The 15,248-nt window shown below is 63.5% G+C and carries 13 protein-coding genes; 3 read left to right on the top strand and 10 right to left on the bottom strand.

Annotated features, from left to right (window positions below; all coding sequences use genetic code 11):
* Positions 1-10: 10 nt before the first annotated feature.
* From CW267_RS18915 to codB, 6 genes are all read right to left on the bottom strand, one after another.
* The gene (locus CW267_RS18915) at positions 11-1,369 is read right to left on the bottom strand and encodes an MFS transporter (protein ID WP_023297211.1); all 1,359 of its coding nucleotides are present in this window, start codon (positions 1,367-1,369) and stop codon (positions 11-13) included.
* 110 nt (positions 1,370-1,479) lie between these two features.
* Positions 1,480-2,289 carry an inositol monophosphatase family protein gene (locus CW267_RS18910; RefSeq protein ID WP_100781421.1) on the bottom strand — a complete coding sequence of 270 codons (810 nt, stop codon included), beginning with the start codon at positions 2,287-2,289 and terminating at the stop codon, positions 1,480-1,482.
* A 121-nt stretch (positions 2,290-2,410) separates the two neighbouring features.
* Positions 2,411-3,361, bottom strand: a complete 951-nt coding sequence (locus CW267_RS18905) for a LacI family DNA-binding transcriptional regulator (RefSeq protein WP_165454650.1) — start codon at positions 3,359-3,361, stop codon at positions 2,411-2,413.
* Positions 3,362-3,506: 145 nt separating this feature from the next.
* A complete protein-coding gene (gene codA / locus CW267_RS18900) occupies positions 3,507-4,745 on the bottom strand; it encodes a cytosine deaminase (RefSeq protein WP_100781420.1) in 1,239 nt (412 codons plus the stop codon).
* Positions 4,742-5,977, bottom strand: a complete 1,236-nt coding sequence (locus tag CW267_RS18895; protein WP_012542475.1) for a PucR family transcriptional regulator — start codon at positions 5,975-5,977, stop codon at positions 4,742-4,744. Before CW267_RS18895 ends, codA begins: the two co-directional genes overlap by 4 nt.
* Positions 5,974-7,236: a cytosine permease gene (gene codB / locus CW267_RS18890; RefSeq protein ID WP_023339778.1), complete on the bottom strand. Its 1,263-nt coding sequence runs from the start codon at positions 7,234-7,236 to the stop codon at positions 5,974-5,976. Before codB ends, CW267_RS18895 begins: the two co-directional genes overlap by 4 nt.
* Positions 7,237-7,687: 451 nt before the next feature.
* Between codB and CW267_RS18885 the strand changes: the two genes are divergently transcribed.
* The 3 genes from CW267_RS18885 to CW267_RS18875 are packed head-to-tail and all read left to right on the top strand — an operon-like array spanning position 7,688 to position 10,830.
* Positions 7,688-8,296, top strand: coding sequence for a methylthioribulose 1-phosphate dehydratase (locus CW267_RS18885; protein WP_008805607.1), 609 nt, complete (start codon positions 7,688-7,690; stop codon positions 8,294-8,296).
* Between the two features lie 12 nt (positions 8,297-8,308).
* The gene (locus CW267_RS18880; protein ID WP_038422257.1) at positions 8,309-9,805 is read left to right on the top strand and encodes an FGGY-family carbohydrate kinase; all 1,497 of its coding nucleotides are present in this window, start codon (positions 8,309-8,311) and stop codon (positions 9,803-9,805) included.
* Positions 9,802-10,830 (top strand): 2-hydroxyacid dehydrogenase, encoded by a 1,029-nt coding sequence (locus CW267_RS18875; RefSeq protein ID WP_012542472.1) that lies wholly within the window; start codon positions 9,802-9,804, stop codon positions 10,828-10,830. Before CW267_RS18880 ends, CW267_RS18875 begins: the two co-directional genes overlap by 4 nt.
* Positions 10,831-10,865: 35 nt before the next feature.
* On the opposite strand, the gene CW267_RS18870 is transcribed toward CW267_RS18875, so the two are convergent.
* The 4 genes from CW267_RS18870 to CW267_RS18855 all read right to left on the bottom strand — a co-directional run.
* Complete coding sequence (locus CW267_RS18870) at positions 10,866-11,807, bottom strand: carbohydrate kinase family protein (protein WP_008805609.1); 942 nt, start codon at positions 11,805-11,807, stop codon at positions 10,866-10,868.
* 11 nt (positions 11,808-11,818) lie between these two features.
* Complete coding sequence (locus CW267_RS18865) at positions 11,819-12,823, bottom strand: ABC transporter permease (protein ID WP_100781419.1); 1,005 nt, start codon at positions 12,821-12,823, stop codon at positions 11,819-11,821.
* A complete protein-coding gene (locus tag CW267_RS18860; protein WP_008805611.1) occupies positions 12,820-13,809 on the bottom strand; it encodes an ABC transporter permease in 990 nt (329 codons plus the stop codon). The genes CW267_RS18865 and CW267_RS18860 overlap by 4 nt, the downstream gene beginning before the upstream one ends.
* A partial coding sequence (locus CW267_RS18855) for a sugar ABC transporter ATP-binding protein (protein WP_101148646.1) occupies positions 13,806-15,248 on the bottom strand: 1,443 nt, incomplete at its 5' end. The genes CW267_RS18860 and CW267_RS18855, both read right to left, overlap by 4 nt.

Raw genomic sequence — 15,248 nt, 5'->3', positions numbered from 1 at the left:
CGTTAATCGGTTATGAGGAGAACGAGGTCTGCCGTTCGACGGCATGGCGCCGGGCGACGATGGCGGCAGTGGTAAAACAGAGTAGCGCGGAACCCAGACCGGTACCCACCCAGAACAGCGCCAACGTGCTGAAATCATACAGCGTTTTGCCGTTCTCAAGGATAGCCGTTTTATCAATAATGATCCCGGTGAGAAACTCGCCCAGGCCGGCGCCGGCGTAGCTGGCGATGCCGATGGTGCCGAGCGCGGCCCCGGCGGCTTTGCGCGAGGAGATATCGACCGCGATCAGCCCGCCAAGGAAGCAGGTCAGAGCGCCAATGGTGGCCCCGAAGATAACCATCGCCAGAATGTCAGTGTAATAATTGTGCGGCGACCAGAGCATCAGGGCGAAGCCGGCGGTGTTCAGCAGGCTGATAAACCCGGCCATCACGCTGCGGTTGCGTGGGAAAAAGCGGTCGGAGAGCATGCCGGCGATGATGGTCCCGGCGATGCCGGCGATGGCGTTGACGCCGATAATCCCGGACGCCTCCAGCGTGGAATAAGCTTTATCCTGCTCGAGAAAGAAGATCCCCCACGAGTTGACGGCGTAGCGGTCGATGTACATAAAGGCGGAGGCGAGGGCGAGGGTCCACAGCGCCGGGTTGCGCAGCGCCAGCAGCTGGTTTTTAAACACTGAGCCGCGGGCTTCGGCCTCCTCCTGCGGTTCATCGCGGATGACGTTGATGGACGGGAAGCCACTGCTCTGCGGCGAATCGTGCATGAACAGCACCAGCAGCACCACCCCGGCGGCGCCGAGCGCGGCGGTGGACAGGTAGCCCATCTGCCAGCCAAATCCGGCGATCACTGCGGCGATCACCATATAGGTCACCGCCTCGCCGATATTATGCGCCGTCGACCAGATGCCATAGAAGGTGCCGCGCTCCTTAACGCCGTACCAGCGCGCCAGCGAGACCGCGCAGGGACCGACGCCCATCGACTGCGCCCAACCGTTGATCCCCCAGAAGATGGCCAGCAGCAGGGCGTTGGTGGTCATCCCCATCATCAGGTTCATCCCGGCGCTGAGCAATAAACCGAGGCTCATATAGCGCACCACGTTGGCGTGATCGGCGATAAAGCCGTTGACCAGCTTGCCGATGGCGTAGCTGAAGAACAGGGTTGAGCCGATCATGCCCAGCTCCGTCGGGGTGATCCCCAGATCCACCAGCGCGCTTTTGGCGACGGTGAAGGATAACCGGCAGACGTAAAAGGTGACGTAGGCCAGGGTCATGGCGATAAAGGTTTGCCAGCGCACCCGGCGAAAACGCTGTTCATCAAACGCGGCGCCCGCTTTCGGCGGCGACGCCCGGAAAAAAGCGATAATTCCAGACATAGGTGGTTCTCCGCAGGTCGGAGGCCTGACTGATTGATGTGGTTCGTCCGTGAATGAAGTTGTCGTTACTGTGTAGAGTACATAATCAGAAATAGCCTGACCCGTAAGGGTTAATGTAAGGGTTGTGGGATCATCTTTTTCAGCTGCGGGTAGAGCGTCTGGCTGGCCAGCAGCAGCGGATTGCCGCGCTGGATCCCCTCCTGCGCCAGAAAATCGTTGCTGGCGCCGCCCGCTTCGCGCATCAGCACCAGCCCCGGCAGAGCGTCCCACGGATTCATGTGCGGCTCGTAGTAGCCAATCAACCGGCCCGCCGCCGCCCAGGCGCTCATCAACGCCCCGGAACCGTTGCGGATAAACATGCCGCCGTCGCTGAGCAGCGCCTGCAGAAACGGCAGAAAGTCCGCCGGGGTGACGCGATGCGAGGTGCCGACGCCCATCACGCCCTCTTTGACCGTCGTCGCGGGGTGTGGACGGATCGGGGCGTCGTTGAGCCAGGCGCCATGGCCCCGCAGGGCGTGAAACAGCTCGCGATGGTTGGGGTCGTAGACCACGCCGATGACCGGTTCGCCGTCGGCGACGATCGCCAGCGACAGGCACCAGGTGTGCAGGCCGTTGAGGAAACAGCTGGTGCCATCGATGGGGTCGACCACCCACAGGATCCGGGCGTCGGGCAGGCGAGCGCCGCTCTCTTCGCCGAGAAAGCCATCTTGCGGAAACGCGCTCTGAATGCGCTGTTTCACAAAGGCCTCCACCCGTTTGTCGGCCACGCTGACCACATCCTGCAGGTCATTGCCTTTATGGTCGACGGTCAGCGCCTCGCGCTGTTGATAGTATTCAAACGCCAGCTCAGCCCCCGCTTTCGCCAGCTCGCAGGCCAGACGGTAGCGGGCCTGTAGCGCTTCTGATTCCTGAGATTGCATAGTGACTCCCTATTTTGCACACGTGTGCATTTTGCGTGAAAAAAACAGCCCCGAAGGGCCGAATGAGTGTGGCCGGGTTTCGCAGAAGATTCTGTGATCGCTCCAGCATAAAATGATTTTTTCATTTCGCACTATGACGAATAATTAGTTTCACCGGCACTTCGCGATGGCGTGAGGGCAGGCTGAAGCGGGCGATCCGCGTCATCAACAGATCCACCGCGTGGTGCGCCAGCAGGGCGGTATTCTGCTGGACGGTGGTGAGCTGATAGGGCTGCCAGTCCGCCTGCGGGATATCGTCAAAACCGACGATGGCCGGCAGCGGGGCGGGGGCGTCCCGCAGGCCATCCAGGGCGCCCAACGCCAGCATATCGGTGGCGCAGAACAGCGCCTGCACTCCGGGGTTTTCAGCAACCAATTCTCTGGCGGCCTGGTAGCCGGCCTGATAGCCGCCGCCGTCGCAGAAGCGGCTGCTCACCGCCATACCCGACGTCTGGGCGATGAAAGCCTCATAGCGCTGGCGGGTGCTGAAGTTCTCGCGATTTTCGCCAATAAAGCCAACCTGCTGCCAGCCTCGACGACTGAATAGATCCGCCACCAGCTTCGCCCCCTGGGCATTATCGCTGCACACCCGGTCGCAGCCGGCGAGGTCCGCATGGCGGTTGATCAGGGTGACGGGGATCTTGCGCGCCAGATACTCTTCCGCCAGCGACAGCGGCGGCGCGCCGGAGGTGATGATCACCCCGGCGACGTGATAGCTCAGCAGTTGTTTAAGCGAGGGGGCGAGCTGCTGCGGATCGTCAGCGTTCATCAGCAGCGGCATAAAGCCATTGAGCGCCAGCTGATGGACCAGCGGCGCCAGCAGTTTGCTGCGAAACGGGTTGTCGAAACCGGCGGTGACGATGCCGATAAAATTACTGCTGCCAGTGATCATCGTCCGGGCGATGATATTCACCTGATAGCCCAGGGCTTCCGCGGCGCTCAGCACCTTCTGCCGGGTCTTCTCCGACACCGAGGCGCCGGGGGTGAAGGTGCGGGAGACCGCCGAGCGCGAGACGCCGGCCAGTCTGGCCACGTCCTCGGCCTTAATCCATTTTTTATCGCTCATCGTCGTTTCGCGCCGTCTGTTTTCCAGGAAGCCGACGCCCGGGCGGGCGTCGGTCACGCACACTGCCTGAAAAGGTATCACAGAAAGGCGCCGACGCGCAGCGCCTTGCGCCTTATGCCGGGTAGCGGATGTGCTCCACCTCACGCTGCAAAATCACCTTGCCGTGGCGAATGGAGGTCAGCACCCGTGCCTGACGACGGACGGCCTCGTAGTCGTTTTCCGCATCGAGGATCAGCAGGTTCGCCGGGCGGCCTTCGTCGAGGCCGTAGTTATCGCCCAGACACAGCGCCCGGGCGCTGTTGTCGGTGACGAAGTCGAGGCAGCGCTGCAGATCGTCATAGCCGAGCATATGGCAGATGTGCAGCCCGGCATCCAGAATGCGCAGGATATTGCCGTTCCCCAGCGGGTACCACGGATCCTGAATCGAGTCCTGGGCAAAGCAGACGTTGATGCCGGTGCGATCCAGCTCCGCCACCCGGGTGACGCCGCGCCGTTTCGGCCAGCTGTCAAACCGGCCCTGCAGATGAATGCTTTCGGTCGGGCAGGAGATGAAGTTGATGCCCGAGGCTTTCAGCAGGCGAAACAGCTTTGAGCAGTAGGCGTTATCATAAGAGCCCATCGCGCAGGTGTGGCTGGCGGTGACCTGCGCCCCCATGCCGCGCACCCGCGCCTCCTCCGCCAGTACTTCAAGGAAACGCGATTGCGGATCGTCGATTTCATCGCAGTGGACATCCACCAGGCGGCCGTAACGCTGGGCGAGGTCCATCAAAAACATCACCGAGCTGACCCCTTTGTCGCGGGTGTTCTCATAGTGCGGAATGCCGCCCACCACGTCGGCGCCCATCTCGATGGCGCGGGTCATGAGTCCGCGGCCGTCGGGGTACGATTCGATTCCCTCCTGCGGGAAGGCGACAATCTGCAGATCGATAAGATCGGCGGCCTCTTGTTTCACCGCCAGCAGCGCCTTCAGGGCCGCCAGCGACGGATCGGTGACATCCACATGGGTCCGGACGTGCTGGACGCCGAAGTCGCGCAGCATGCCGATGGTTTTCAGCGCCCGCTGGCGGGTGTCCTCCGGGGTAATACTCGCTTTGCGCTGGCTCCAGCGGGTGATGCCTTCAAACAGGGTACCGCTGCGGTTCCACTCCGGCTCGCCCGCGGTGAGGGTGGCGTCAAGATGGATATGCGGCTCGACGAAGGGCGGGATCGCCAGCCGGCCCTGGGCGTCGATATCCCCGGCGTCGGCACTCTGCATCGCGGCCTGGGCGGTGATGCGGTGAATCATCCCGTCCTGCAGGTCAAGAGTAAACAGCGCCTCCTGGCGGCGCAGGCGAGCGTTAATAATTTTCATGGTGGGTCCTGTAAATGGTTTTGCGATAAACGCCAGATCACCAGCGCGACCGAGGCGTTGAGATGAAACTGGGGGTGGCTGACCGGGTAGCCGGTCAGTTTTTCAATACGCTGGATGCGCTGATGCAATGTGTTGCGATGCAGGCCCAGCCGGTCGGCGGCCCGCACCACGTTGCCGTTCTCCTGCAGCAGCGTCTCGAGGGTCTCCAGCAGCAGCCATGGCGCTTTGCGGCCCGGCTCGATCAGGCAGCCCAGGGTGTCGTGCATAAAATCGTTGAGCAGCGCCGGGTCGCTGACCGCGGACAACAGTTTGATAAACCCCAACTGCTGATAGTCGCTGATACGCTGGGTCGGCCGCAGGGTATCGCACAGATCCAGCGCCTGGCGCGCCTGCGACAGCGCCCGCGGATAACCCTGCAGCTGCCTGACCGGTGCGGAGAGGCCGCAGAGCAGCGACAAACCCTCCTCTCCGTCCGCCAGCGCCTGCAGCCACTGCTGCAGCCATTTTTTCTGCTGAAAGCCTTCCCCCTCCTCATCCGGCAGCAGGAAAAGAAACATATTGCTGCGCTCCAGCAGCGGGAAGGGGTTGCCCTGCTGGTTGAGCTGCTGCTGCAGCTGCTGACGCACGCTGCGGTGGGCCTGCAGCAGCCAGGCTTCGGCCTGCTCGGGCGGGAACTGGCGAAACAGGCGGGACAGCCCCTCCAGACGCAGCGCCGCCAGCCGCAGCGGACGGGTAAAATCGAGCTGCTGATGGAGGGCGCGCTGATGGAGCATCTGCAGATCCGGATAGTCGCCGGTGACCAGCTGCATCAGAATGTCGCGCTGTGACTGCAGGGCGTTTTCACTGCGGACCAGCGCGGTGCCGATGCGCTCGGTGACAATTACCATCTTCAGCAGGTAGGGCTGCTCAATCAGCGGAATGCCCAGCTCGTCGGCAAGGGCGATCAGCGTGGCGGGAATGGCGTGGATATAGGCCTCGCCGGTGAGGATCACCATCCCGGCGATGCCGCGCTGTTTTCCCTCCATCAGCAACTGGATCAGGTTGGCTTCATCACGGGGATGGTTGATGCCGGTAATAAAGACCAGCTCGCCGCCCATGATCCACTCGGCGATATGTTCATTTTCCGCCACGTAATACCAGCGTACGGCCCGCTGCAGCCCTTGCTTTCCCGCCCGCAGACGCAGGGCGGAGAGTCCCTCAAGGGCCAGCAGTTCGCTGACCGTCAGGCTCATGGCTCCTGCTCCGCGACGGCGGCAGGCTGGCGTTTGCTTAGCAGGCTCAGGACGATATAGACCAGCGCGGAGACGGTGATCCCCACCAGCGGCGCGATCCACGGTGACAGATAGGCCACCACCGCGCCGGCGGCGTAGGCGCCGAGTCCCAGCCAGTTAAAACGCGGCAGGCGGGCGTTCTGCAGCAGGGGATAGCGCCCGCCGCGGGCGAACCAGTAGTCGGCGAGGATCACCCCGCCAATGGGCGGAATAATACTGCCCAGCAGCACAAGGAAGGGGATCAGCATTTCATACATACCGCCAATAGCGAGCACAATGCCCACCCCGGCGGCGGCGATGGTTAGCGTCCGGCGACGTTCGCTGCGCAGCAGATGGCAGGCGGCGGCGGAGACGTTATAGATGGTGGGCCCCTGAATGGTCAGCAGGTTGAGACACAGCATGATCACCGCGGCGACCGACAGCCCCTGCAGGATCAGAACTTCCACAATATCGGCCTGTTGATAAACGATGGCGCACCAGGCGCCGGCGACGATCATCAGCCCGTTGCCGATGAGGAAGCTGCCCATGCTGGCGAGAATGGCGGTCCGGCTGGAGTTAGCCAGCCGGGTCCAGTTCGTCGCCTGGGTGGCGCCGCTGGCGAAGGTCCCGAAGACCATGGTGATGGCCGCCGACCAGGTCATGGTGTCGCTCGGGGCAATATGGGTCATCGCCTGCCAGCCGCCGGCGTGGTGCAGCGCCAGATACATGGAGACCATCAGCAGCACAAACATCAATGGCACCGACAGGCGCGACAGCGCGTCCAGTCCCTTGTAGCCCACCAGCGCGGTGACGCAGAACAAAATGCCAAACAGCACCATCAGCGGCTGGGTCAGCGCCTCGGGCAGGGCGAGGATCTTCACCAGCGAGATAGCGACCGTGGCGGTCCCCCAGGCGTACCAGCCCAGCTCGGCAAAACCAAGAATAAAATCGGCCAGCTTGCTGCCGATCTCCCCGAAGCAGAACCGGCCCATCAGCACCGTATTCAGGCCGCTGCGCGCGGCGATCCAGCCCAGCGACGCGGCATAGAGGGCCAGCAAGGCGTTGCCGATGACGGCTATCCACAGCAGATTGACGATGGAAAAGGAGACGCCGAGTTTGCCGCCGGCAAACATCGTGCCGGTGAAAAAGGTAAAGCTGAACAACACCATGGCGATGGAAAATACGCCTTTGCGTCCGGCGGCGGGCGCTTCGACGAGGGGAAAATCATTGCTGTTTGACATCCTGGAACCTCTGGCTGGTAGATGGGCGGTGATAGCCGGAAGTAGCAAGAGATGTGCCAGGAAAAACCGGGCACGGGGAATATCACAGGATGTGCACAGTGCACAGTAATGATGGGGTAAAGACGATGAGATGCCATTTTAGTGGGCATCCTGCCATGTTTTGCACCAGTCCAGGGCAGAGGAGGGCGGCGAGCGCATCCCTGGCGCAGGAGGAGAATTTCAGCCAGGGCGATCCGCCAGTTTTTTGCCAGCGAGTAGTGGAGAATAGCGGTGTACTGAAAACGGTTGGTTAAAACACTGTGAATAAGGGTTATTTAATATGCATTTATGATATAACCATTTGTCTTGTGTGTGTTTCCTGAAATATTGTCCCCTCCGGTTAGCGGTGTTAGTATCGGATAAATAGCCATTTAGACGGCTAAATAAATCATCGCTAACCTAAGGAACTGCTATGTGGCAAGAAAGACTCGCGCAACTGGTCACCACCTGTCATTGGATCGGGGCGAAAGGCTGGGCGCCGGCGACCGGCGGCAATATGTCGGTGCGTCAGGATGACACCTGGTGCTGGCTAAGCGAGTCGGGCCGCGACAAAGGCAGCCTGACGACCGAGGATTTTCTGCAGGTTGAGATCGCCACCAACCAGGCGCCTTCCGGACGGAAGCCGTCGGCCGAGACCGGCCTGCACACCCTGGTGTATCGCCTGTTCCCGGAAGCCAACGTGGTGCTGCATGTGCATACCGTCAACGCCACCGTGCTGTCGCGCATCGAAAAAAGCGACACGCTGGCGCTGCAGGGGTATGAAATGCAGAAAACCCTTAGCGGGCAGCACAGCCATCTCGATACTGTTCCGGTCGCCATCTTTGATAATGACCAGGATATTGACGCCCTGGCGGCGCGGATTGCCGATTATGCGCAAACGCGCCCGCTGCGCTACGGCTTTCTGCTGCGCGGCCACGGCCTGACCTGCTGGGGGAAAGATATTCAGGAGGCCCGCCGTCAACTGGAGGGGCTGGAGTTCCTGTTCGAGTGCGAGCTGATGCGCCGCCGCTACGAGCCCTGAGCCGGAGCAGGTATGGATTTTTATCTTGGGATCGATATCGGCACCTCGCGGGTGAAAGCGGTGCTGTTTGATCAGCATTTCACCGCCTGCGCCAGCGCCGCGGAAAACACCTCACCCCGCCTGTCGGCCAATGGCTACGCGGAACAGGATATGACCCAGCTGTGGCATTCGGTGCTGGCTATTCTGCGCCAGATTGCCCGCCACCCGGCGCTGCAGGCGGGGCGGCTGCGGGCCATCGGCCTCGCCGGGCAAGGGGAGGGGGTCTGGCTCAGCGATGAGCAGGGCGAACCGGTGGGCCCGGGGATCCTGTGGAGCGATACCCGCAGCCACGAGCTGATGAGCGACCTGCTGCGCCGACCCGGCTTCGACCGCCGCTATTTCGCCGATACCGGCACCCACCTGCAGCCCTGCAATACCAGCCTGCAGCTGTACTGGCTGAAACAGTATCAGCCGGCGCGGCTGGCGGCCGCGCGCTATCTGTTTTTCGCCAAGGACTGGATCCGCTTTCGCCTGACCGGCGTGGCGGCGCTGGAGTTGACGGACGCCAGCAGCTCGTTACTCAATCAGCAGACCGGCAGCTGGTCCTCGGTGGTGATGAATGAGATGGGGCTGAACGAACTGCTGCCGCTGTTTCCCCCGCTGCTGGCCCCGGATGCTCCGGCTGGCACGCTGAGTGATGCGGTGGCGGCGCTGACCGGGCTGCCCGCCGCGACGCCGGTGGCCGCCGGGGCGCTGGATGTCTGTAGCGCCGCGCTGGGCTGCGGCGCGGTCAACGAAGGGGATATCTACACGATCCTCGGCACTACCTGCTGCACCGGGATCGTCTGCCGCGGCCCGCAGACGGTGAACGAGGCGACGCGCTTTGTCACCCATACCGAAGCCGGGCAGGTGATCTCGCTGTTTCCGATGCAGGCCGGTACGCCAAACATTGACTGGCTGCAGCAGCATATTTCGCTGGACGCCGATCTGGATCGGCTGGAGCAGGCGATCGCGGAGGTGGAGCCAGGCAGCGGCGGCGTCTTCTGGCAGCCGTACCTCAATGGCGAACGTGCGCCGTTTTACAGCCCGGACGCGCGGGCCGGCTTTTTCGGCATTAGCCCGCACACCACCCGCGCCGAACTGCAGCGCGCGGTGTTTGAAGGCCTGGCCTTCGCCATTGTCGATGCGCTACAGGGTTATCCGCAGGGCGGCGAGCTGTATCTGACCGGCGGCGGCGCAGCCTCGGCGACCTGGCTGCAGATTATCGCCGACTGTACCGGGCGTACGGTGGTCTCCAGCGCCTTTAACGAACTGAGCGCGCGCGGCGCGGCGATTCTGGCGGCCCGCAGCGTCGCGGCGCTGGCCGAGACGCCTCCGCTGGCGCAGACCCGCTATCAGCCGCGCCCTCAGGCGCATGCCCGCTACGCGGCGCTGTATCCCGTTTACCGCCTGCTGCGTGAGCAGATGCTGCCGGTATGGCAGGCCAGACAGGCCGCCCTTCAACCTCTTTCTCAGGACGTACAACCATGAAAATCGTTTTTACCGCCGAGCATGCTGGCGACCTTAGCGCCTTCCACCAGCTGGGCGAGCTGCTGGTGGAGGGATGGGCGCTGGGCAAACCGAAACTTAGCGCCGGTCAGCTGATTGAGCTGGCCCATGACGCCGAGGTGCTGGTGACCAGCTATGATGAGGTGACAGACGCGGTAATGGCCGCCTGTCCGCGCCTGCAGGTGATCGCCTGTACTCGCGCGAATCCGGTGAATATTGATACCCAGGCCGCCCAGGCGCGCGGCATCCGGGTGCTCTACACCCCGGGGCGCAATGCCGATGCCGCCGCGGAGCTGACGCTTGGCCTGATGCTCAGCCTGGCGCGCCATATTCCGCAATCCCATGCGGCGCTGAAGCGGGGGGAATTCACGCAGGCTGATAATGCCGCCGCCGCCACCCAGCAGGGTCTGCGGCGGGATGTGGTCTGGGACGTGAGCCCGGAAAGCCCCTATGAAGTGTTTAAAGGCAGTGAACTGCGCAATAAAACGCTGGGGCTGGTGGGGTATGGCAACATTGGCCGCCGGGTGGCGCGTATCGCCCGGGCGTTCGGCATGGCGGTGTTGGTGGTGGATCCGTTCGTCGCCGCAGAGGATATCAATGAGCCAGGGCTACAGAAAACGACCCTGGAGGCGCTGTTCCGCGAGGCGGATATCGTCAGCCTGCACCTGAGCAGCGGGCCGCACAGTGACGGGCTGGTGAATGCGGCGCTGTTAAACAGCATGAAGCCCGGCGCGCTGCTGATCAATACCTCTCGCGCGGCGGTGGTCGACGAGGCGGCACTAATTGATGCCCTGCGTCACGGCCCGCTGGGCGGCGCGGCGCTGGATGTCTATCACCGCGAACCGCTGTGGCGCGATCATCCTTTTGTCACCGAGTTCGATAACGTGATTATCACGCCGCATATCGCCGGAGCCACCCGGGAGAGTATCGCCAAACACACGGCGATGATTGCCGCCGATCTTCAGCGCTATGTCGCCGGGGAGCCGCTGCTGTACCAGTGGCGTTAAGCCGCTTGCGCCGCTGCGGCGGCGCGGGTCCATCGTCAGGGGCGATGGGCCGCCATAAAAGCCTGGGTCTGTTCCCAGTCCACTACCCCGGCATCCGATCCCATCCCGGTCGCCACCAGCGCGGCCACCGCCGAGGCGACGTCACACGCTGCTTTCACGCTGAGTCCGCGCGCCAGCGCGGCAATAAACCCGCCGCAGTAGCTGTCGCCGCAGCCGGTGGTATCCACTGCCTCGACCGGCCACGGCGCAATATGCTCCAGCGCGCCATCGCGACGGATAAGCCAGGAGCCGTTCTCGCCGTCTTTCAGAATGCAGGTGCCCACGCCGAGTGCCAGGAAGAAGCGGCCGATGGCCTCCGGCTGCGTCTCGCCGGAGAGAAAGGCGGCTTCCTCCAGCGAAGGCATGAAATAATCCACCGACGGCAACAGGGGCCGCAGTAGTTCGAGGGTGTCTTCATTCGGGGCGATAAGGTCAAAGCTGGTGGTGACTCCGCGTGCTTTAGCCGCCTGCAACAGCCGCGCGCTCTGTCCCTGGTCCATTGCCGCCAGCAGTCCGGTCCCGCCGTGATGCAGGAAACGACAGTCGAGGACGGCGTCAAATTCCGTTTCACTGACGAACAGGGCGTCGGATGCGCCCCGGCAATGCAGGGCCGGACGCTCGCCGTTGGGGCGAATCGGCAGGATCGTCGCCGAGGTCTCTTTCAGCGCGGTGCGCTGGATAAGCGAGCAGTCGATGCCCAGCCGGGCATAGCTGGCGAGGATAAAGTCGGCCTTTTCATCTTCACCCAGGCAGGCCACCGCTGCGGTGCGGATCCCCAGCTTCGCGGCGTTAATATTGGCCCCGGCGGCGGTGCCGGCGGGGTTGAGGCGAATTTGCTCAATAAAGGCGACGCCGCCGCGCGGCGGGATCGCCACCACCGGGCGCCCGGCGATATCCAGAATAGTCAGGCCGACAAACACGGCGTCAAAGGTTGCCATCGTTCTCCCGTTTAGCGATGCGTTTGGCGCAGGCGCGCCTGCCAGAAAGAAAGGGCGAGGGCCACCACCAGAATCACGCCGACCAGCGCGTCCTTCACCAGATAATTGAGCCCCATCAGGTTCAGGCCATTATCAATAATGGCAAGGAACAGCACGCCGCCGAGGGTGCCGAGGATGCTGACCCGGCCCAGACGGTTAAAGGCGGTGCCGATAAATACCGCCGCAATGGCGTCCATCAGGTAAGACTGCCCGGCCAGGGGAGTAAACTGCCGCAGGTTGGCGGAGAGGATCACCCCGCCGATGGCGCAGAGCGCCGAGGCGGCCACCAGCACGCCGAGCATGGTCAGGCGATCGCGGATCCCGGCGATACGCGCCGCTTCGCTGTTCTGACCGATGGCGCGGACATATTTGCCCCACAGCGTGCGCTCGGTGACCAGCCAGGCCACCAGCCACAGCGCCAGCACAATCACCACCGGCGTGGGGATCCCACCAAGGCTGCCCACTGCCAGATCGTGATATTCCGGCGCCATCCGCCGATAAGCTATCGCGCCGCCGCCGTCGGTATAGATGCGCTCGGCGCTGCTGGCGATAAACCAGGTGCCGAGCGTGGCGAGGAAGGGGCGGATCCGGCAGATGAGGATCAGAAAGGCATTGAGCAGGCCAATCAGGACGCCGCCAAGCAGGGCGCAGCCCACCGCGGCCTGCCACGGCAGATGCCAGGTTTTCAGGGCGACGAGGGCGAAGGCGGCGCCGAAATCGAGCGCAACGCCCACCGACAGATCAATCGCCCCGGCGCTGACGATCAGGGTCATCGCCATCGCCACAATCAGCAGGATCGCGCTGCCCTGCAGCAGGTTGGCCCAGTTATCCACGGTTAAAAATACCGGATTCGCCCAGCCAAACAGGGCGATGGCCAGCAGGGTGATGACGCCAAATCCGGCCCGCGATAGCCAGGCCAGCGGGCTGCTGGCCGTCGGTTCTGCCGGGGCAGGGGTTTTCAGGGTGATTTGGCTCATGCCTCGCCTCCTTTGTGTCTGACCGCCGATGCCGCCAGCACCACCAGGATCAGGCCGCCTTTAATGGCGCCCATCCAGAAGATATTGACCCCCAGCAGGCCGAGCCCGTTAGAGAGGGCGTTAACCAGGATCGCCCCCAGCAGCGCCCCCCAGATGGTGACCACCCGACGGCGCGAGAAGGCGGCGCCGATAAAGGTCGCGAGCACGGTTTCCAGCAGCAGCGGCGTGGCCGTCCCGCTGGAACTGCCGGAGCCCTGGCTGAGCAGCGGCAGAATAGCCAGCCCGGCGGCAATGCCCGCTAACAGCCAGACCAGCAGGGTCAAGCGGCGCACGTTCAGGCCGCTCATCTGCGCCATATCGCGGTTGCCGCCCACCGCCTGCACATGCTGGCCGAAGCGGGAGTGGTGGAGCAGGAACTGGAACAGGATAAACACCCCCAGCAAATAAATCAGCGGCCAGGGCAGGCCCAGCACGCTGTTATCGCGAAAGGCGACCATCAGCGGATCGCTGACCGCGATGCGCCGCTGGCCGGTCAACAGATCTGTCAGGCCGGTAAACGCCACGGAGGTCGAGAGGGTGGCTAGCAGCGGCGGCAGGCCGGCCGCCAGCACCAGGAAGCCGTTGATCGCCCCGCAGAGCAGGCAAACCGCCGCCAGCAGCGCCAGCAGCAGGAGGTACGGCGTGTGCCATTCGGCCAGACCGAGGCTGAGCAGCGCGACGCCGAGCACCGCCGTCGCCGGCAGGGAGAGGTCGATGCCGCCGGAGACCACGTCATCCCCGCCCACGGCGATAACGCAGACCAGGCCGAAACAGAGGATCGCCAGCGGAACGCTCTGGACCAGCATCAGGCTGATATTTTGCCAGCTGAGAAAGTAGGGAGACTGTACGCTCAGCCATACCAGCAGCGCCAGAAACAGGATCAGGGGAAATTTTTCAATCAGCGTCGCCAGGCCCGGACGGCCGCGACGCTGGATAGCGGTACTCATAGTGAAGGCTCCTGTCCGCCGTTGATCGCCACCAGCAGGGCGTCCAGCGTTAGCCCGCGGGTGGGCAGATTGGCCGCCAGCGTGCCGCGCCAGAGGACCAGGATCCGGTCGCATAGTCCGAGCAGTTCGGGGGCGTCGCTGGAGGAGACCAGCACCGCCCGTCCTTTATCGGCCAGCTGGCGCGTCCGTTGATAAATATCGCGACGGGCGCCGATATCGACCCCAAGGGTGGGTTCATCGAGAATAAACAGCCGGGCATCGGTGCCGAGCCAGCGGGCGAGGATCGCTTTTTGCTGGTTGCCGCCGCTCATGTAGCGTACTGGCAGCGCCGGGCGTCCCGGGCGGATCGCCAGCTGTTCTATCCAGTCGCGCGCTTTCTGCTCGGCGATACCCCGCCGCTCCCAGCCAAAGGTAGCGGTCTCCGGCAGTGAGGCGAGATTAATATTGTCGGCGGTGGTGAAGGGCAGGATCAGCCCCTGATGGCGGCGGTCGCGTGGCACCAGCGCCATGCCGGCGCGGATCGCCTGCTTCGGCGTACGAATGCGCCGCGGCTGGCCGTCGAGGTGGATCGTACCGCGTTCTGCCGGGCGTAAGCCGTAGAGTAAGTCGACCAGCACATCGCGTCCGGCGCCCAGCAGGCCGGCGACGCCGACGATTTCGCCCGGCTGAATATCAAAAGAGAGATCCTGCAGCTGCCGCCCGTCGCTCAGCTGGCGCACCGAGAGCAGCGGGGCCGCCCCGGTGTCTGCCGCCGGGTGCTGGCGCGGGGTATACAGCTGGTCGATTTCCCGGCCGACCATCATGGCGATCAGCGCCTCGGTATTCTGCAGCAGGTCGCGGTCCGGGTAACCGACCACTTCCCCGTTACGCAGCACGGTGCCGCGGTCGCAGAGGGTGGCTATCTCATTGAGGTAGTGGGAAATATACAGAATGGCAATGCCCTGGTCGCGCAGGCGCAGGATAGCGGAGGAGACCAGACTGGCCTCCTGCGCCTCCAGGGGGGCGGTGGGTTCGTCGAACACCACCAGCCGCGCTGCGCCGTCGATCAGCGCGCGGGCAATTTGTACCAGCTTGCGCTCGGCCAGGCTCAGGTCGCGCACCAGCCGTTCGGGGTCGATCGCCAGCTGCCAGTTTTGCTGGAAAAATTGCGCCGTGGCGGCCTTCATCCGTCGGCGATCCAGCGCCCCCCAGCGGGTGCGATACTCCTGGCCGAGAAACACCGATTCCGCGACGGTAAAGTGCGGGATCAGGTTAAGCTCCTGGTGAATGACGCGAATGCCGGCGGCTTCAATGGCTGCCGGATTGCCGAGGGGCAGCGGGTGACCGTCGAGGGTCGCGCTGCCGCTGTCAGCCTGATAGACGCCGGCGAGGATTTTAATCAGCGTCGATTTACCGGCGCCGTTCTCGCCAATCAGGCCATGAATTTCCCCCGGATTGAG

Origin of the sequence: Klebsiella sp. X1-16S-Nf21 (assembly GCF_002837615.1) — a bacterium.
GTDB classification, from domain to species: domain Bacteria; phylum Pseudomonadota; class Gammaproteobacteria; order Enterobacterales; family Enterobacteriaceae; genus Klebsiella; species Klebsiella variicola.
This window is presented reverse-complemented; position numbering and strand designations above follow the sequence as displayed.